The organism is Gilliamella sp. N-G2 (assembly GCF_002142215.1).
Classification (GTDB): Bacteria; Pseudomonadota; Gammaproteobacteria; order Enterobacterales; family Orbaceae; genus Gilliamella.
The window spans coordinates 1-20,472 of record NZ_NAST01000011.1; the positions used below are offsets into that span (position 1 = coordinate 1).

The window sequence follows — 20,472 nt, forward strand, 5'->3', positions numbered from 1 at the left end:
AAGGTTACCGTCCACAGTTCTACTTCCGTACAACAGACGTAACAGGTACTATTGAATTACCAGAAGGCGTAGAAATGGTAATGCCAGGTGATAACATCAAAATGACAGTATCATTAATTCACCCAATTGCAATGGCAGACGGTTTACGTTTCGCTATCCGTGAAGGTGGTCGTACTGTTGGTGCTGGTGTTGTTGCTAAAGTTATTAAATAATTTCAGCAATCGCGATCATAGAAAGGGTATCTTTTGATACCCTTTCTTACCTAGTCTGTTTAGCAAAATGTTTTTAGAGAAAGAGCATTTTGGAAAATGGATAATATTATAAATAACATAATCATAGGTTTTATATGCTAGTAAGTAACGAGAGTCAAGATACAAGCACTGTTCTAGACAAATTTAAATGGGTTTTGGTTCTAGTATTAATTGCGTTAATTGTTTGGGGAAATTCTTATTTCTCTTTACCTAATGATATATATCAACCAAATGCGATCGTTCGAATTATTGCAGTTGTTGTGGTTTCGCTTTTAACCTTATTTATTGCATTTACAACCGCTAAAGGGAAATCGTTTATAGCTTTTCTGCAAGAATCACGAAAAGAACTCCGAAAAGTTGTATGGCCTACTCGTAAAGAAACTGTACAAACAACTTTATTAATCGCTGTTATTACCGTTATTGTTGGTACTGCGCTTTGGGGAATGGATTCTTTGTTCCGTTCAATCATCTTTTATTTAACTTCAATAGGGCGTTAATATGAGTGAAACACAACAAAAACGCTGGTATGTGATCCAAGCTTATTCTGGCTATGAAGCACGTGTTGCACAATCATTACGTGAATATATTAAATTACATAATATGGAAGATTCTTTTGGGGAAGTTTTAGTACCAACCGAAGAAGTTGTTGAAATGAAAAGTGGACAGCGCCGTAAAAGCGAACGTAAATTTTTCCCAGGTTATGTTTTAGTTGAAATGATGATGAACGATGCAACTTGGCATTTAGTTAAAAGTGTACCAAGAACAATGGGATTCATTGGTGGGACATCAGATAGACCAGCGCCAATTAGCCAACGTGAAGTTGATGCAATTATGAATCGTCTACAGCAAGTTGGTGATAAACCGCGTCCTAAAACATTATTTGAGCCAGGTGAACTTGTGCGCGTTAATGAAGGGCCATTTGCTGACTTTAATGGTGTAGTTGAAGAAGTAGATTACGAAAAAAGTCGCTTAAAAGTATCGGTTTCTATTTTTGGTCGTTCTACTCCAGTTGAACTTGATTTTAGCCAAGTAGAAAAAAGCTAAAAACTTAACTGTTTTACTGTACAATATTTATAGAAAAACACAGAGCATAAGCTCTGTGTTTTTTGTTTTAAACAAATAAATTTTTTTGAAGTTATGATTACTCAGCTTCAAATTCTTCTAACTGTTGTTGTAAATCAAACCAATTTGACTCTGCTTCATCTAATTCTATTTTTAAATTACTTTGATTGAGTAGCAATTGCGTTAGTTCTGCTTTTTTATCTGAACCGTAAAGATCGGGATCCGCTAATTGCTTTTCAATAATTTTTAATTGATCATTTAATCGTGCAATAATTTTCTCTTCTTTTTGTAACTGCTTTTTAAGTAGCTGCAATTGTGCTCTGGCTTCTGCATCTTTTCGTTTCTGTTCTTTACGTTCTTGTGCAGAAACTTTAGGCAACACTTCTTTTTTTACTGGTTTATCTTTTTCTTGCGGTTGATTTTCAGCCTTTTGCTCATCGGTCAACCATTTATGATAGTCATCAAGATCACCATTAAAAGGTTCAACTTTATGGTTATGCACCAAGTAAAATTCATCTGTTGTTGACCGCAATAAATGTCTATCATGGGAAACCACAACTAAAGCACCTTCAAAATCAATTAACGCTTCAGTCAATGCTTGTCGCATGTCTAAATCTAAATGGTTTGTTGGTTCATCGAGTAACAGTAGATTTGGTTTTTGCCAAACAATTAACGCTAAAACTAATCGAGCCTTTTCGCCGCCAGAAAATGTTTTTACTGGCTCACTAACTTTATCACCATGAAAATCAAATCCTCCCAAATAATTACGTAATTCTTGTTCGGTATTCTTTGGTTCTGCAAGTTGTTTTAAATGCCATAAAGCTGATTCATCAGCCCGTAAGTATTCTAATTGGTGTTGCGCAAAATAGCCTAATTGTACCCCTTTAGCTAAACTAATCTGCCCTTGCATAGGAGGTAATTCACCAGCTAGCAGTTTAATCAGTGTTGATTTACCAGCACCGTTACGACCTAACAAACCGATACGTGAGCCAGGTACTAAATTAAGTTTAATCTGTTCTAACACAACTTTATCACCATACCCAGCAACGATATTTTCCATGGTTAATAATGGACTAGGTAAGAATTCTGGTCGTCGAAATTTAAAATGAAAAGGATTGTCAACATGAGCTGGAGCAATCAGTTCCATTCTTTCTAACATTTTTATTCGACTTTGAGCCTGTTTTGCTTTGGTTGCTTTAGCCCTAAAACGATCGATATAGCTTTGCAAATGAGCAACTTTAAGTTGCTGACTTTCATACATGGATTGTTGTTGTGCCAGTTTTGCCGAGCGCTGTGTCTCAAATGATGAATAGTTACCGGTGTATTCAAATAATTTCTTCTGTTCAATATGAATGATTTTATTAACCAATGGATCTAAGAAATCACGGTCATGAGAGATTAAAATAAGTGTACCTTGATAATTACTTAACCATTTTTCTAACCACATCACTGCGTCTAAATCAAGATGGTTAGTTGGTTCATCAAGAAGCAGTAAATCAGAACGACACATTAACGCTTGTGCTAGATTAAGTCGCATACGCCAACCACCAGAGTAGGATTTAACCGGTAGCGTTAATTGTTCATTAGAAAAACCTAAACCATGCAATAATGTTGCCGCTCGAGAGCGGATAGTCCAAGCATCAATGTTATCAAGTTTTTCATGAATAAGCGCAATTTGCTCACCGTTATTTTTTTCGTAAGCAATCTCTAGATCTTGCTCTAATTTTCGAAACTCTCGATCACCATCAATAACATATTCGATAGCCGGTGTATCTAATGCTGGAGTTTCTTGGTTTACCCATGCTAATTGCCATTGGGCAGGAATAGAAACACTGCCAGCATCTGTTTGAATTTCACCTTTAATTAAAGAAAAAAGTGTGGACTTACCACAGCCATTTTTACCGACTAATCCAACTTTCTGTTTAGGATTTATTGTTGCAGAGGCATTATCTAAAAGTAGATTAATACCTCTACGAATTTGGATAGAATCAAACACTATCATGACGAAGTCACCTATGATTCAATATAAAATGTGTTATGCTAACAAAAAAAGAACTTTATGCAAAACGTTTTGCAGGTGATTTATCCCCATTGTATTACTATCGAAAATTGATGATGGATTTATAACAATGAGGATAATGGAAAAATAAGATTAATTTTTCATTAATTTATTTAATAAAATCTTACTTAAATTCAGTATAATAACTATCTATTCATATTAATATCACTTAAATTTTATTTTTTTATCGCCAACAATGCTCGGCGAATAAAAAGCCAACAGATAAAGATAAATACAAACAAACCTAAATATTGCGGTATATTTCCTAGGTTATAAAGTATTGCCAGTGGCGCATCGCTGCCACCATTAGTTATACTGATTACAATTACTACAGCTAAGATAACCCCAATTAGACTTTCACCAACGATTAAGCCTGATGCAATTAAAGCGGCTTTGCGATCCACTTTTTTAAATTGTACTTTCGGATCGAGATTATGCCTCTTAGCATTAGCATAAGTATAACGTTTAATAATCCAAGATAATAATGTACCGACAAAAATCGGTGTGGTGACACTCGGTGGTAGATAAATTCCTAATCCGACAGCGAGCGCTGGTAATCTAAATTTCGAATGACGTTTTGCTAAAATTAAATCAGAGATGATAATTATGGTTCCTAATACTAAACCAATAAAAATCATTGTCCAATCAAGTTGATGCGAAAAGATACCTCGGGCAATAGTTGTCATTAACGATGCTTGAGGCGCAGCTAATACTTGCGTAAGATCCATATCATTACGAGGAGTCGCACCAGTAAAGCCATAGGCATGGTATAACGTTTCTAAAATAGGTGCTATAACTAAAGCACCAACAAAACAACCAATTAATAAAGCAACTTGTTGTTTCCATGGGGTTGCATTGACTAAATGACCGGTTTTTAAATCTTGCAAATTATCATTGGATATACAAGCTATAGCCAAAACCGTACTAGTGGTAAATAGGGCTAATGCTGTGGCAAACTTCGATCCTTCAGTTGTTGATAACATACCATTTATTTCACCTAGTCCTAATAAGATAAGTGAAACAACAATAACAGCAACTATTGCAATGCCAGACATCGGGCTTGCAGATGAACCAACTAAACCGGCCATATATCCGCAAGCAGCAGCAACTAAAAATCCCATAATAAAAGAGAATAACACTGCACAAGCAACTAATGACCATGCTACACCACTTGATAAGCCACTATCTGCAATAAATGAGTAAAAAGTCGCCACTAAAATTACTAACATTGCCGTCATAATTGAAAAGATCCACTTTGGAGACAAATCGCGTTCTATGGTGGGGATGTCTTGTATCGATACATCTGAACGTAAGGTCTTAAAAGAAATTTTCAACCCCTCGATAACAGGTTTGATTAATGAAAATAAAGTCCAAACAGCTGAAATAGCAATGGTTCCAGCACCAATAAAACGGATATCACTGTCCCAAAATTGCATGGCAACTTGAGATAACGGTAAACTTGTATCATAACCAATGATGGCAGTTAAAATAGGTATACCAAATACCCAAGCAATAACCATACCTACCAATATTGCAATACCTGAGATAATACCGATCAAATAACCGGCACTAAGTAGGGCCAAAGAAAAACCTAAAGGAATTTGGATTATTGATTTGCCTGCCGTGAACCAATAAGCTGAACTCCCAGAGAGTAATTTAAACCCATTAGTAAATAAACTGACTGTAGAGGCAATTACGCCGCCAAATAAAATATCTTTTAGTCCATCATTAGCGTCATTGCCTTCAGTTTTTGATCCGGCTTTTAATATTTCAGCTGCAGCAACCCCCTCAGGATAAGGTAAATTACTTTTTACCACCATAACATGTCGAAGCGGTATAGAAAACAACACCCCTAACATACCGCCAGCCAAACATACCGCAAAGGTTAACCAAAATGGGAAATCATGCCAATATCCCATCATTAATAAACCAGGTATAACAAAAATAATTGAAGATAAAGTTCCCGCTGCTGAAGCTTGTGTTTGTACCATATTATTTTCTAAAATGGTTGAATCCGGAAAAAGGCGTAAAATCGCCATAGAAATGACTGCTGCAGGAATTGCAGATGAAAAAGTTAAGCCGACTTTTAAGCCAAGATAAACATTTGATGCGGTAAAAATAATTGTTATTAATGCACCAAGAATAATCCCTCTAAATGTAAGTTCTCGTAGTTTACTCATGTTTTTAATGTAATTTCAGTTGAATTTAAGCGTATTATATACTTAATCAGATTAATTTGCGTGTAAAACTACGAATTGATGTTGTTTTTTTGTTTTTGATGGTTGTTTTTAAATAAAAACATTTCTTAATATATTTTGAATGTTTACTATTTAGTTCTTAAAGAATTACCATTTCTTTTTGAAACTATTACAATGTCAGTTAATGATTATTACTTTGTGAGAGATATTGTGAACCAATTAGAACGTCTACAAGCGATTACTAAACAATTACGCAATCCTATTAAAGGTTGCGAATGGGATAGTAAACAAACTTTTGACTCGTTAAAATCCTATACTTTAGAAGAGACTTATGAAGTCTTAGATGCAATTGATAAACAAGATATGGTTGAACTTAAAAGTGAATTGGGCGACTTACTGTTTCAGATTGTTTTTTATGCGGATTTAGCAAGTGAACAAGGTTTTTTTAATTTTGATGATATTTGTCGAACTGTTGCTGATAAGCTGGTCAGTCGTCATCCGCATGTTTTTTCTAATAATACGACTATTAAACCGAATTGGGAACAACTTAAACAACAAGAACGCGATAAGCGAGCACAATATTCGCTATTAGATGATATCCCGACCGCAATTCCAGCATTAATGAAGGCTGAAAAAATTCAAAAACGTTGTGCATCAGTTGGATTTGATTGGACTGAACTACAACCAGTTATAGCTAAAGTTAAAGAAGAACTTAATGAAGTTGAACAAGAATTAGCACAATCAACTATTGAGAAATCAAAAGTTGCAGAAGAAATGGGCGACCTGTTGTTTGCTACCGTCAATTTGGCAAGACATCTAAAAGTTAAATCAGAATTATGCTTACAAAATGCTAATAACAAGTTTATTAGGCGATTTAAACAAGTTGAATTGCTACTAAAGCAAAAAAATCGCAATTTAGTTGATGCAACACTTGAAGAAATGGAAGATGCATGGCAAATTGTCAAGCAAACAGAAAAATTATCTAGCGAAGTAAATAAAAATGACTGAACAAAAAAATGAATTATATCAAGAAATAGAGGCTTGGTCTCAAAATGCTATTTTACATAGCCCAACGTGGAGTATTAATCAATTAGATTACTCGGAAAAGAGTATTTCTGTTGTTGAAATGATTATTGGTGAAATGGCAGATAAAAGCTTTGGTCTTCCTGAAGAACAACTCAATATGATTTCACAAGAATATGGCTGTTATTTATTATTAACTGCACATAAATTATATGGTGGTCAGTTTTATTGGAATCAAGAATTAGAACAACCAATGTTAATTTGCTGTGAACCTGATTCGACCATAGCATTATTAACATGGAATAAAGTAAAAGGGCGTTTATTAGGCGATAAAACTGATCATATCGCTTATTTTCTAGATGAATTTGGCAAAGCAGTTTTCCAACCAGAAAAAGGTACCAATTTAGTTTATCTATAAATCATATTTGCAATAAATATAATTAAAAAAAGTTGCTAAACAGATAAGTTTTCCGACTTTAATAAATTTTGTTAAAAGGAGTTCTAAGTATGAACTATACACTTTATATTGGCAATAAAAACTATTCAACATGGTCTATGCGTCCTTGGGTTGTGATGAAATATTTTGATATTCCTTTTAACGAAAAGCTTGTTAAATTTGATAGTTTTAATGATGATTCTTTGTTTAAAAGGACAATGTGCTCTGTTTCAAAATATGGCACTGTACCTATCCTAATTGATGCAGATTTAGTGATAAGTGACTCTTTAGCTATTTGTGAATATTTAGCTGAAAAGCATCACGACCTAGCTTTATGGCCGGCTGACCCCAAAAAAAGAGCAATTGCTCGAAGTTTAGTGGCTAAAATGCATTCTGGATTTCAAGCTATTCGAAGTTATTTGCCGATGAATATTGAAGCTGAGTTTCCTCAAATAGGGCAAATAATATTACGAGACCATTTAGAGGTAAAAAAAGAAATCATGTTTTTAGATGATTTGCTATCCTCATTATTAACCTCGAAAAAATCAAATTGTGACTATTTGTTTGGTAATTTTAGTATAGCCGATGGATTTTATGCCCCTTTATGTCTAAGACTAAAAAATTATCATATAGCAACAAGTTCAGTTCTCAGCGATTATATTGATACTATTTGTAACACTAAAGGTGTGAAAGATTGGATAGCAGATGCATTGCAAGAACAATCTTTTGTAGCCATGGATGAACCTTATCGTATACACAGATAATTAAGCATTGCTGGAAATAATATGAAAATACCATCCCATCTAACTCAATATGCTATGGACATTATCGAAGATGAGTCCAATGGGGTAACATCTTTTTCTCTTCAGTCATCAACTAAAGAGCAATGGTTTGACATCTATTATTATGGTGAATTAGAAAATGGTTATATTACAGGAGTAGAACCGTCTTTCGCAAATATTAAAATTGTTGCAAAATCTACTAACAGTAAAGAAGAAATATTACTATTTGATGAAACTGAACATGGTTATAACGCAATGTTTTGTGATAGTCATTCTGATGAAGAAAAAGCTAATAGATTACTTGAAAAATTTAATGTTCCATCGTCAAAAATAAAATTAACAATTGGTTATAGTATTGACTATGATTCAGAAAAAGAACTTTATGAGTTTGATGAACAAGGTAATGTAATATTGCTTGATGGGCGAAAAATAGCTTGGCAACAACTACTTTGTGACGGCATTGACTGGTTATCAATTATATTAATTGACGAAACTGGCAATGAACAAGTCATAGTGGATGCAGAGCTGTCTTAAAAGTGATATCTATTTTATTGTCGAAACTGAACTATCACTGAAATAAATTTCTTTGCCATTAAAAAACCCGCTTGTATTGAAGCGGGTTTGATTTTTTAAACAATGATTAGTGATTACACTTCTAAGTAATCCAAGATTCCTTCAGCAGCTTTACGCCCTTCACTAATTGCCGTAACGACTAAATCAGAACCGCGTACCGCATCACCACCAGCAAAGATTTTGGCATTGGTAGTTTGGTATCCTTTGATTTCTGGTGCTATTATTCTACCTCTATCATCAAAATCAACACCATGCTCAGCTAACCATGGCATAGCATGTGGTTTAAAACCAAATGCCATAACTACCGCATCAGCCGGAAGCACAAATTCTGAACCTTCGACAATCACTGGTGAGCGACGACCTTTCGCATCTGGTTCGCCAAGCTCTGTTCTTACCATTTTTACGCCAGTAACATGCCCTACATTGTTAATTTCAATGCTCAGCGGTTGTACATTGAATTGGAACTGCGCGCCTTCTTCTTTGGCATTTTTAACTTCACGTTTAGAACCAGGCATATTAGCTTCATCACGGCGATATGCACACGTCACTTCAGTAGCACCTTGACGGATAGAAGTTCTTACGCAGTCCATAGCAGTATCACCACCGCCTAATACCACGACACGTTTATTTTTCATATCTACATAAGGCGCATCGTCAGTTTGTTGGTGCTGCATAATATGTTTAGTATTAGCAATTAAAAATGGTAATGCATCATAGACACCATCAGCATCTTCATTTTCAAGCCCGGCACGCATTGATTGATAAGTTCCAGCACCAACAAAAACGGCAGCAAATTCAGCAAAAAGATCGGCTAATTGTACTGTTTTACCCACTTCAGTATTAAGGCGGAACTCAACGCCCATTTCGCTAAAGACATGTCTACGATGAACTAAGACCTCTTTATCTAATTTGAAGGCTGGAATACCAAATGTTAATAAACCACCAATTTCAGGATGGCGATCAAAAACGACAGGGGTGACACCATTACGTACTAAAACATCAGCACAAGCCAAACCGGCGGGGCCAGCACCAATAATTGCGACTTTCAACCCGGTTTTTTCCACGTTAGAGAGATTTGGTCTCCATCCCATTTTAAAGGCTTCATCAGTAATATAACGCTCAATACTACCAATAGTTACCGCACCAAATTCAGCATTCAAAGTACAAGAACCTTCACAAAGACGATCTTGTGGACAAACTCGACCACACACCTCTGGTAAACTATTGGTTTGGTGAGATAGCTCAACCGCTTCTAAAATTTTGCCTTCATTGATTAATTTTAACCAATTTGGAATATAGTTATGTACCGGACAGCGCCATTCACAATAAGGGTTACCACAAGCAAGGCAACGATCTGCCTGAGCTTGTGATTGTGAGGCGGAAAATCCCTCATAAATTTCAACAAATTCAATTTTACGAACGTTTAGCGATTTTTTAGGCGGATCAACACGTTGTAAATCGATAAACTGATAAACATTCTGACTCATATCGTGTTCTCCCCTTACTGTGCTTGCACGCGAAGCTCTGCTGATGAGCGGCTACGGTGACCTAACAATGCTTTAACATCACTAGATTTTGGTTTAACTAAGACAAATTGTTTGGCAAAGCCTTCCCAGTTAGCTAATATCTCTTCAGCCCAAGATGAGTGAGTTAACTGAGCGTGTTCCATGATTAAACCTCGTAAGTGCTCCTCATGGATCGAGTAGTCGGCCACATTTAACATTTCGACCAACTCTTTATTAATACGCTTATGTAAATCGCCATCGGTATCTAAAATATAAGCAAAACCACCGGTCATACCAGCACCGAAGTTAACGCCAGTTTTACCTAACACACAGACAATACCACCTGTCATATATTCACAGCCATTATCACCAATGCCTTCAACCACACTAATGGCACCTGAGTTACGCACGGCAAAACGTTCGCCAGCTCGGCCAGCGGCAAATAATTTACCACCTGTTGCGCCGTATAAACAGGTATTACCGACAATGGTCGCTTCATGACTTAAAAATGCCGAGCCTTGCGGTGGGCGAATCACAATGCGACCACCAGCCATGCCTTTACCAACATAGTCGTTGGCATCGCCAGTAAGCGTTAAATCAACACCACCTGCATTCCATACACCAAAGCTTTGACCTGCGGTACCATTGAAATTCAATGAAATAGGTGAGGTAACTAAGCCTTGATCACCATATTTTTTAGCTATATAACCAGATAAGGTAGTACCAACAGAGCGATCAGTATTTTGAATATCAAAGTAGAAACTTTTACTTTGACGATTATCCACCGTGTCTTGCGCTTGGGTGATGATCTCTTTATTAAGCACGCCTTTATCAAATGGTTTGTTATCTTCAATACAGTGTACAGGTTTACCTTCAACCGGCGATGCGGTTTTAAGCAAGCCAGATAAATCCAGTTTTTGCTGTTTTGCGGTAATACCATCAAGCTCAATAAGCAGATCGGTACGACCGATTAAATCAACAATTCGGCAAACGCCAAGTTCTGCCATAACTTCTCGCGTATTACGAGCAAGAAAATGGAAGTAGTTCATGGCTTTTTCTGGAAGACCATGATAATGCTCACTACGCAGTTTCTCATCTTGAGTAGCAACACCGGTCGCACAGTTATTCAGGTGACAAATACGTAAGTATTTACAACCTAGGGCAACCATTGGCCCGGTACCAAAGCCAAAGCTTTCAGCACCTAAAATTGCGGCTTTCACAATATCGGCACCGGTTTTTAAGCCACCATCTACTTGCAAACGTATTTTATGGCGTAAACCATTAGCGACCAATGATTGTTGGGTCTCAACTAAACCTAGTTCCCATGGTGATCCTGCATATTTAACCGAAGTTAACGGACTGGCTCCAGTACCGCCATCGTAACCTGAAATAGTGATTAAATCAGCATAGGCTTTGGCAACACCGGTTGCGATAGTACCTACTCCTGGTTCAGAAACCAACTTAACCGAAATCATTGCGGTTGGATTAATCTGTTTTAAGTCAAAAATCAATTGCGCCAAGTCTTCAATTGAATAGATATCATGATGTGGTGGCGGTGAAATTAATGTTACACCCGGTACAGAAAAACGTAATTTTGCAATATAAGGGGTGACTTTATCGCCAGGTAATTGACCACCTTCGCCCGGTTTTGCACCTTGAGCGACTTTAATTTGAATAACATCAGCACTCATTAAATAACCTGGTGTTACACCAAATCGGCCAGAGGCAACTTGTTTAATACGTGATACTTTGATGGTGTTATAACGAGCTGGATCTTCTCCTCCTTCACCTGAGTTAGAAAAGCCACCTAAGGTGTTCATGGCTTCGGCTAATGATTCATGCGCTTCTGGACTTAATGCACCAATTGACATAGCTGCCGAGTCAAATCGTTTAAATAATGACTCTTCTGGTTCCACCTGATCAAGTGCGATAGCTGCGTTTTCAGGTGGATTGAGTTTTAACAGATCTCGCAAGGTTGCAGTTGGTCGATTATTTACGATATCTACATAGCGCTTATAATCTTCATAATTACCATTATTTACCGCTTTTTGTAGTGATTGTACTACATCAGGATTATAAGCATGGTATTCACCGCCATGCACAAATTTCAACAAGCCACCTTGTTCTAATGGTTTACGCCGTAGCCATGCTTTCTTAGAAAGATTGAACTGATCTTGAGCGAAATCATCAAAATTGGCACCACTAATACGGCTAGTTACTCCTTGGAAGCAAAGTTCAACCACTTCTTCATTTAGACCTACGGCCTCAAATAGTTTAGAACAACGGTAAGAGGCAACTGTTGAAATGCCCATTTTGGACATGATTTTGTATAAGCCTTTATTAATACCATTGCGATAATTAAGAATTGCTTCTCGATAAGACTTATTCACAGTTCCATTATCTACCATTTTAGCTAGGGTTTCATAGGCTAAATATGGATAGATTGCCGTCGCTCCAAAGCCTAATAGGACGGCAAACTGATGCGGATCGCGACAGCTTGCGGTTTCAACAATGATGTTGGCATCACAGCGTAAACTTTTTTCTACTAAACGTTGTTGTACCGCACCAACTGCCATTGGTGCCGGAATTGGCAGGCGATCAGGTGCAATATTTCTATCGGATAAAATGAGTAATACCGTTCCCTCACGAACTTTCGCTTCGGCATCACCACATAATTGTTCAATTGCATCACGTAAACTACCGTCAATCTCATAAGTGATATCCAGTGTTTCTGATTTGTAGTAACGAGATTCTAAGGTTGTTAACTGTTTAAAATCCGAATGAACTAATACCGGATATTTAAAGGCAACCCGATGCGCTTGGCCTTCAGCTTCGGCAAATACATTCATTTCACGACCAATGCTGGTTGAAAGCGACATGACGTGCGCTTCACGCAATGGATCGATAGGTGGATTAGTTACCTGAGCAAATTTTTGTCGGAAGTAATCATAAATTAAGCGCGGACGACTAGATAATACTGCAAACGGTGTATCATCACCCATTGAGCCAGTTGCTTCTTGACCGTTTTCACCTAGAACTCGAATACATTGGTCGAGCTCTTCGGCACTATAACCAAATTGTTTTTGGTAAGTTGCAAGTAATGTATCATCATAATCACGAGAACCGATATCATCATCAGGAAGATCTTCAAATGGGATCAAACGTTTTACATTTTTAGTCATCCATTCTTTATATGGATGACGTTTTTGTAAATCATTATCGGTTTCTGAAGATTGTAAAATGCGACCTTCTTCAGTATCAATTACCAGTAATTCGCCCGGACCAACGCGCCCTTTGGTGACGACTTCATCTGGTTGATAGTCCCAAATACCGATTTCTGAAGCACAAGTGATGAGTTTATCTGTAGTAATAACATAACGAGCGGGACGTAAACCATTACGGTCTAAGTTACACGCAGCATAACGACCATCTGACATAACGATACCAGCAGGCCCGTCCCATGGTTCCATATGCATGGAGTTAAAATCAAAGAAAGCTCGTAAATCCTCATTCATATCTGGATTGTTTTGCCATGCTGGTGGCACTAGTAAACGCATCGCACGGACAATATCCATACCACCAACTAAAAATAGTTCCAGCATATTATCTAGTGAGCTTGAATCAGAACCGGTGACATTAACAAACGGTGCCGCATCTTGTAGATCTGGAATCAATGGTGTTTTAAATTTGTAAGATCGCGCTTTTGCCCATTGCCGATTACCTTCAATAGTATTGATCTCACCATTATGGGCTAAATGTCTAAATGGTTGTGCAAGTGGCCAACGCGGTACGGTATTGGTTGAAAAACGTTGATGGAATAAACAGATTGCGGTTTCCATCCGAATATCAGCTAAATCTAAATAGAATCGAGGTAAATCCTTCGGCATACATAAGCCTTTATAGATATTAACCTGATTTGAAAAACTACAGACATAAAACGTATCATCTTGTACACGTTTTTCTATACGTCGGCGCACCATATATAGACGGCGTTCTAAATCGATTTTGGTCCAACCCGCCGGAGCATTGACAAATACTTGTTCAATTCTTGGTAGTGATGAGAGGGCGATTTCACCTAGAACACTCTTATCGATTGGCACTTCACGCCAACCTAATACATATAAGGTTTCTTCCGCTAGCTCTTCTTCAACAATTTCACGACTAGCTTGCGCTTCGGCTTCATCTTGACTTAAAAATAGCATGCCAACGGCATAATTAGCGGCTAAACGCCAACCTGCGTCCTCGGCAACTAGTCGGAAAAATCGGTCTGGTTTTTGTAATAAAAGACCACAGCCATCACCGGTTTTACCATCCGATAATATGGCGCCACGGTGTTGCATGCGAGCAAGCCCGTGAATTGCAGTACGCACTACTTTATGACTTGGTTGCCCTTCAATATGAGCAATTAAACCAAATCCGCAGTTATCTTTTTCATGCTGCTGGTTGTATAACATATCATTGCCTCTAATTCATTGTTATTCTTTTTTGAAAAGATATAGGCATTAATCCCATAATAGGTGTGAAGGTAATTAAAAATAGGTTTTTGGTCAAATAAATATTACTTATAAGTCAATATTTTAATCACATAACACATGTATATTAATGAAGCTTATATCTTATATTAACCAATTGTTTTTATTAGTTTTAAATTTTATTTAAAATTAAGGTCATTTAATTTTAAAAATTTTTCATAATAAGAATTAATATCTGATTAAAAAAAGTTGCGGAATAAGTTTTTTGAGTATAAAAATTGACGATTTTTACACATTTTTCAAAAATAGCGGCATTAGAATCGTAACTGTTATATTGCTATAATACGCCATCTTTATTATGGGTATTAGATTAAATATGCAAACTAAAATTACAATTATCGGTGCTGGTGCTGCGGGGCTTTTTTGTGCCGGATTATTAGGGCAAAAAGGTTATGATGTGACTGTCATTGATAACGGTAAAAAATTGGGTCGCAAAATTTTAATGTCTGGCGGTGGTAAATGTAATTTTACTAACCTAAATGTTGAATCTACCCATTATATTTCTCAAAATCGTCATTTTTGCAAGTCAGCGTTAAAGCGCTATACTCAATGGGATTTTATCCAGCTAGTTAATCAATATCATATTGGCTACCATGAAAAAGATCATGGTCAGTTATTTTGTGATAATTCAGCGCAAGATATTGTCGATATGCTTAGCCAAGAGTGCCAAAAAGGGCAAGTTAACTTTATGTTACAAACACAACTTGAGGATGTAGTATTAGCGGAGCAGGGTTTTAAATTACACACTTCCAAAGGTTACTTGCAAACGGATCACTTAATTGTTGCAACCGGTGGGCAATCTATGCCCGCACTTGGTATGACAGCAATTGGCTATAAAATTGCTGAAAAATTTGCTATTCCAGTTGTCCCTGTAAAAGCCGGATTGGTGCCATTTACCTTACATAAACCGTTGTTAACAGTATTATCTTCGTTATCAGGAATCGCACTACTAATTGAAGTATCTAATAAACGTATCAGTTTTAAAGAAAACTTACTATTTACTCATCGAGGATTATCTGGACCAGCCATTTTACAAATCTCCAGTTATTGGCAAGCAGGTGAAGCAATAACGATCAATTTATTGCCTGACGTTGCTTTTGAGGAAGATTTTAAGCCTTTGTTAGATAATAATCGCAATCAAAGTCTTAAAAATTGTTTAGCGCAGATATTACCTAAACGGTTAATTGAAGCGTTAATGCAACTAAATTTGATCGTTGATACAACGGTTAAACAGTTAACGCCTACTGAGCAACAAGCACTGTATCAGACCTTAACAACATGGAGCGTGACACCAAATGGAACTGAAGGTTATCGTACGGCAGAGGTGACCTTAGGTGGGGTAAGTTGTGATGCATTATCCTCAAAGACGATGGCGGTAAAAAATCAGCCTAATCTCTACTTTATTGGTGAAGTTGTAGATGTGGCCGGTTGGCTTGGTGGTTATAATTTCCAATGGGCTTGGAGCAGTGCATTTGCCTGCGCCCAAGCTTTTGGTGATTAACTATCAATTACTCCCATTTGTATATTATATTTCTTCACCTTATATTGTAATGTGGTGCGCGAAACATTAAGTAATTTTGCCGCTGTAATAATTTTACCGTTGGCTTGATTTAATGCATCAACAATAATTTGCTTTTCATAGTTTTCAACTTGTTCGGTTAGATTGCCGGTTATCTCTTTAATATTTGGCTTTTCAAGCTTAGCTTCTTCTTGTGGAAAAGGGCTTGGAAGATCAAATAACTCTTCATCAAGAACAATTTGTTGTAATTCTCCAGGCTCATTTTGTAAAACCATACTACGGACGATAGCATTCTCTAGCATCCGTACATTCCCCGGCCAAGGTGCTGACATAAGTTGTTGTAAAGCATGTTCACTAATACCGGTGATCACTAGGTTGACATCTGTTTTATGTTTATCGATAAAGTATCGTGCCAGTACCGGGATATCTTCTTGCCTTTCTCGGAGGGCAGGTAGTTTGATTAAACCAACATTTAATCGATAAAATAGGTCACTGCGCATTTTACCGGATTTTAGCAATTCGACCGGTGATTCATTCATCGCCGCCACAATTCGCACATCGGCATGTTGCTCTTTATTACCGCCTAACGGCCAATAAGTTTTTTCTTGTAAGAAGCGCAATAGTTTACTTTGCATTTCAAGTGGCATTGCATTAAGTTCATCAAGAAACAAGGTACCTCCATTAGCCAGTTCAAGATAACCTTGGCGATTTTCAGCACCGGTAAAGGCCCCTTTAACTGTCCCAAATAAGGTACTTTCAATCAAGGTGGTTGGTAAAGCACTACAGTTAAGTGAAATAAACGCTTTATCGCGGCGATGGCTGGTTTGATGAATTAATCTGGCAAATAGCTCTTTACCAGTACCAGTTTCACCAACAATTAATACCGGTACATCATTACTGCCTAGAATATTGGTCTGATCGATAACTTCTTGCATTTTTTTCGAAGCAAAAATGATTTCCGGCAGTGGTTGTTCTTTATTCTGATATAATTTTCTATTAAGGCGAAAAACTTGATCTTGTAACTGCCTAACATTGGATATATTTCGACCTATTTCGACTGCACCGATAATCTCTTTATTATGATTATAAAGCGGTACTGTTGTGTGTTGATAATCAACCAATTTACCCACATGATTATAATAAGTTTGATAGGTATCTTGATATTCTTTACCTTGTAAAGCTTGTAGCATAGTACTATCTTCTTTTTTCAAATTAGGGTAAACTTTAAGCATTGGTTTACCGATGGCTTGCTCCATTGTATAGCCATCAAGTTCTGCGCTTTCCTGATTGTAGTAAATGTATTTACCTTCTTTATCAATAATGGCCATTGGCTGATGTATTAGATCAAAAAAATGTTTAAATATTTCCAATGCTTGTAATAATTCAGGATCAATTATCATGATTCTAAAGCCTTTTAAAAATTGGATTCTTGTTAAGTATAACTAGCGTTGATTTAAATATCTTTCAAGTATTACTAAAAATAGTGTCAAATTTTTGTCATAAAAACATATTTTTTACTAAATGACTAATATTAAATTTGTAATTATTTAGTTAACTAATTGATTATGTTTGTTTTTTAAGTTGGCACGGTGATTGCATTGTAAGTGAGTAATTTTTTACTTACCTTTTTTTATGTACTAATTAACTGGAGGTCATATGTCCGACACAATTATGTCAAATTATAACAAATTACGTACCGATCTAATAACAAAAGATCGCCGTTTCAGTGCGCAAGACGGTAAACTTTGTTTTGACGGTGTGAATTTGGAAGAATTAGCCAAGAAATATCCAACACCTTTTTATGTATTTTCTGAAAAAGAAATTGACCGTAATATTCAGGAAATCAAAGATTCGTTTAAAGCTCATCCAAATACTAAAATTTTCTATGCGTCAAAAACTTGTTCAGTAATGGGTGTTCTTAAAGCGATTAAAGATGCGGGTATCTATGCAGAAGCGAACTCAATGTTTGAAGTGCGTAAATGTTTAGAAATCGGTTTTCCAGGTAGTCAAATTGTTTTCAACGGTGTGGTTAAAAAACCAGTTGATTTAGAATTTGCAATCCAAAACGATCTTTATATCATCAACGTTGATAGCTTATATGAATTAGATATCATCGATGAAATTTCACGTCGCTTAAAGAAAGTAGCCAATGTTTGTGTGCGTGTTGAACCAAATGTTCCATCAGCAACTCACGCAGAATTAGTTACTGCTTACCACGCTAAATCAGGTATCGATTTAGAACAAGCTGAAGAAACTTGTCGTCGTATTCTTGAAATGCCTTATGTGCATTTACGTGGTTTACATATGCATGTGGGTGACCAAGTGCCTGAAGCAGAACCATTTGCTAAAGCAACCAAAGTATTAGTTGATGAATCACGCCGTTTAGAAGAAGTTTTAGGCATTAAATTTGATTTAATCAACGTAGGTGGTGGTATTCCAGTTCCTTATAAATACGATGATGAAAATGGTAATCCATTACAAGACAACATGTATGCCGGTATTACTGCACAAGATTTCGCTGATGCGGTAATTAGTGAAGTTCACAAATGGCGTACAGACGTTGAAATCTGTATCGAACCAGGTCGTAAAGTTACCGGTTCAGCAGGTGTGCTTTTAACTGAAGTTGCTTGTGAAAAACGTAAAACTAACTACGATTTAGACGGTAACATTGAAGAACATGTTGAATGGAAATTTGTTGATGCGGGTTATAGCGTATTATCTGACAGCCAACACTTTGATTGGTTCTTCTATGTTTATGATGCGTCAAAAATTACTGAACAACATGATGAGTACATTAAATTAGCTGGTCCATTATGTGATGGTGGTGACTATTTCCACGTTGGTGTTAAAGGTGAAGAATTCTTATTACCTAAAGACACTCAAATTGGCGATATCATTGCTTTCCTTGATGCTGGTGCTTATACCATCGAAAGCCAAACGGTTTATAACAATCGTCCACGTACAGCTGTTGTTATGATCGATAAAGAAGGCAAAGACCGATTGATTCGCCGTGAAGACACTTACGAGGATATGGTTGGATACGACGTGTATTAATCATGAGCTATCTGGGGCACTTAGTGCTCCAGATATTATAATGTGAGGTTATTTTATGAGTGATTCTAAAGATTCAAGTTTACTTGGTATTAAAGACATTGTGTTTATGAATGTTATTGCCATACTAAGTTTACGTCAAATTCCTAATGTTGCTCCTTATGGAGCGTCAGCAATGGTGCTTTGGCTACTTGCTGCATTTTGTCTGTTTTTCCCATTAGCTATGGTTTGTGGTGAACTTTCTACTGGTTGGCCAAAAGATGGTGGGATATTTGTTTGGGTAAAAGAAGCTTTTGGTAAACGAGTTGGCTGGATAGTGGTCGTTTGTTTCCTATTCTCATGCGTACTTTTCTTCCCATTAATGTTGCAATTTGGCTTTACGGCAATTGGTTACATGTTTAGTCCTGAATTAGCGCAAAATCAGGTGTTTATTGGTGTTGGCTCCATGGTGGTATTCTGGATCTTAACATTAATGAATATCAAAGGGATGAAATGGACTAAAATCATTAACAGTGTTAGTGCTTGGTTAGGGGTATTTATTCCTGCTGCTATTATCGTGTTATTAGCTATTGTCTGGTTAATGACTGGTCATCCAATGGCAACTGATTATAGTCATGTTAGTGATTGGATTCCGGATTTAAGTAGCTGGGATACTATTGTCTTTTTATCAAGCATGATGTTCGCTTTTGCTGGACTTGAAGTTGCACCAATGATTGCTGGTCGTACTCGTGATCCACAACGAGACTTCCCTAAAGCAATGGCAGTATCTGCAATTGTTATTGTAGGTATCTATATGATCGGTACTTGGGCAATTAACACTTTATTACCAGCTGCTGATACTGATATTGTTGCCGGTGTAATGCAAGCGATGGAAGCAGCCGCTGAAGAATTAAATATGCCTTGGTTATTACCTGTAATGGCAATCTGTTTATTCTTTGGTGCATTAGGTCAAATTAACTCATGGTTAGTTGGTCCTATCTATATGTTACAAGAAGCATCAAAAGAAGATAATTTACTTGGTGAACGTATTGGTCGTTTACATCCGGTATATCAAACACCAGCATTTGCTTTAGTTATCCAAGCAATCATTGTAACGGTACTTTGTTTCTCAACGTTTGTATCACCAAGTATTGCTGCTGCATATTGGATGTTAACTGCATTAACAACCATTTGTTACTTTATCCCTTATTTAGTGATGTTTATTGCTTACTATCGCTTACGTATTACTCAACCAGATGTACCACGTAGCTTTAAGATCCCAGGTAAAGTATTACCAATTGTTTTACCAGGTTTAGGCTTCTTATCTACGCTATTTGCGGTGATCTTAGTGTTTATTCCACCAGCACAAATTGATATGGGTGGATATGTTGAGTACATCGCGAAAATTGTTGGTGGTGCAGTGCTTGCAATTGTGTTAGCTGAATGGATATACCATCGCGCACAAAAACGTAATCGCTTGCAACAACAATAAAATATAGAGG

General features: G+C 36.8%; 14 protein-coding genes and 1 pseudogene. 10 read left to right on the forward strand and 5 right to left on the reverse strand.

Annotated elements, in window-relative coordinates:
• The 3 genes and pseudogenes from B6C99_RS06495 to nusG form a co-directional block, all read left to right on the forward strand.
• Positions 1–212 (forward strand): annotated as a pseudogene (locus tag B6C99_RS06495) (elongation factor Tu); the annotation flags it as partial.
• A 134-nt stretch (positions 213–346) separates the two neighbouring features.
• Complete coding sequence (secE, locus tag B6C99_RS06500) at positions 347–748, forward strand: preprotein translocase subunit SecE (protein ID WP_086359105.1); 402 nt, start codon at positions 347–349, stop codon at positions 746–748.
• Between the two features lies 1 nt (position 749).
• A complete protein-coding gene (gene nusG / locus B6C99_RS06505) occupies positions 750–1,295 on the forward strand; it encodes a transcription termination/antitermination protein NusG (RefSeq protein WP_065602493.1) in 546 nt (181 codons plus the stop codon).
• 97 nt (positions 1,296–1,392) lie between these two features.
• Here nusG and B6C99_RS06510 read toward each other — a convergent pair whose 3' ends face one another.
• Both B6C99_RS06510 and B6C99_RS06515 read right to left on the reverse strand, forming a co-directional pair.
• Positions 1,393–3,315 carry an ABC transporter ATP-binding protein gene (locus tag B6C99_RS06510; protein WP_086359106.1) on the reverse strand — a complete coding sequence of 641 codons (1,923 nt, stop codon included), beginning with the start codon at positions 3,313–3,315 and terminating at the stop codon, positions 1,393–1,395.
• 233 nt (positions 3,316–3,548) lie between these two features.
• Entirely contained in the window at positions 3,549–5,552 is a 2,004-nt protein-coding gene (locus B6C99_RS06515) for an OPT family oligopeptide transporter (protein ID WP_086359107.1), read from the reverse strand.
• A gap of 228 nt (positions 5,553–5,780) precedes the next feature.
• On the opposite strand from B6C99_RS06515, the gene mazG reads away from it, so the two are divergent.
• From mazG to B6C99_RS06535, 4 genes are all read left to right on the forward strand, one after another.
• Positions 5,781–6,578, forward strand: coding sequence for a nucleoside triphosphate pyrophosphohydrolase (gene mazG, locus B6C99_RS06520; protein ID WP_086359173.1), 798 nt, complete (start codon positions 5,781–5,783; stop codon positions 6,576–6,578).
• Positions 6,571–7,011: a hypothetical protein gene (locus B6C99_RS06525; protein WP_086359108.1), complete on the forward strand. Its 441-nt coding sequence runs from the start codon at positions 6,571–6,573 to the stop codon at positions 7,009–7,011. Before mazG ends, B6C99_RS06525 begins: the two co-directional genes overlap by 8 nt.
• Positions 7,012–7,100: 89 nt before the next feature.
• On the forward strand, positions 7,101–7,793 hold the full coding sequence (locus B6C99_RS06530; protein ID WP_086359109.1) for a glutathione S-transferase: 693 nt from the start codon (positions 7,101–7,103) through the stop codon (positions 7,791–7,793).
• Between the two features lie 21 nt (positions 7,794–7,814).
• A complete protein-coding gene (locus B6C99_RS06535) occupies positions 7,815–8,345 on the forward strand; it encodes a hypothetical protein (RefSeq protein ID WP_086359110.1) in 531 nt (176 codons plus the stop codon).
• A 113-nt stretch (positions 8,346–8,458) separates the two neighbouring features.
• Here the strand turns inward: B6C99_RS06535 and B6C99_RS06540 are convergent, their stop codons facing one another.
• Positions 8,459–9,871, reverse strand: coding sequence for an FAD-dependent oxidoreductase (locus B6C99_RS06540; protein WP_086359111.1), 1,413 nt, complete (start codon positions 9,869–9,871; stop codon positions 8,459–8,461).
• A gap of 14 nt (positions 9,872–9,885) precedes the next feature.
• On the reverse strand, positions 9,886–14,343 hold the full coding sequence (gene gltB / locus B6C99_RS06545) for a glutamate synthase large subunit (protein WP_086359112.1): 4,458 nt from the start codon (positions 14,341–14,343) through the stop codon (positions 9,886–9,888).
• Positions 14,344–14,737: 394 nt separating this feature from the next.
• On the opposite strand from gltB, the gene B6C99_RS06550 reads away from it, so the two are divergent.
• Positions 14,738–15,922 (forward strand): NAD(P)/FAD-dependent oxidoreductase, encoded by a 1,185-nt coding sequence (locus tag B6C99_RS06550; protein WP_086359113.1) that lies wholly within the window; start codon positions 14,738–14,740, stop codon positions 15,920–15,922.
• On the opposite strand, the gene B6C99_RS06555 is transcribed toward B6C99_RS06550, so the two are convergent.
• The gene (locus tag B6C99_RS06555) at positions 15,919–17,340 is read right to left on the reverse strand and encodes a sigma-54-dependent Fis family transcriptional regulator (protein WP_173795336.1); all 1,422 of its coding nucleotides are present in this window, start codon (positions 17,338–17,340) and stop codon (positions 15,919–15,921) included. The genes B6C99_RS06550 and B6C99_RS06555 overlap by 4 nt on opposite strands.
• A gap of 256 nt (positions 17,341–17,596) precedes the next feature.
• On the opposite strand from B6C99_RS06555, the gene lysA reads away from it, so the two are divergent.
• Together lysA and B6C99_RS06565 are read left to right on the forward strand one after the other, a co-directional pair.
• Positions 17,597–18,994, forward strand: a complete 1,398-nt coding sequence (lysA, locus tag B6C99_RS06560; RefSeq protein WP_034883145.1) for a diaminopimelate decarboxylase — start codon at positions 17,597–17,599, stop codon at positions 18,992–18,994.
• A gap of 55 nt (positions 18,995–19,049) precedes the next feature.
• Positions 19,050–20,462: an APC family permease gene (locus tag B6C99_RS06565; RefSeq protein WP_086359115.1), complete on the forward strand. Its 1,413-nt coding sequence runs from the start codon at positions 19,050–19,052 to the stop codon at positions 20,460–20,462.
• Positions 20,463–20,472: the final 10 nt, after the last annotated feature.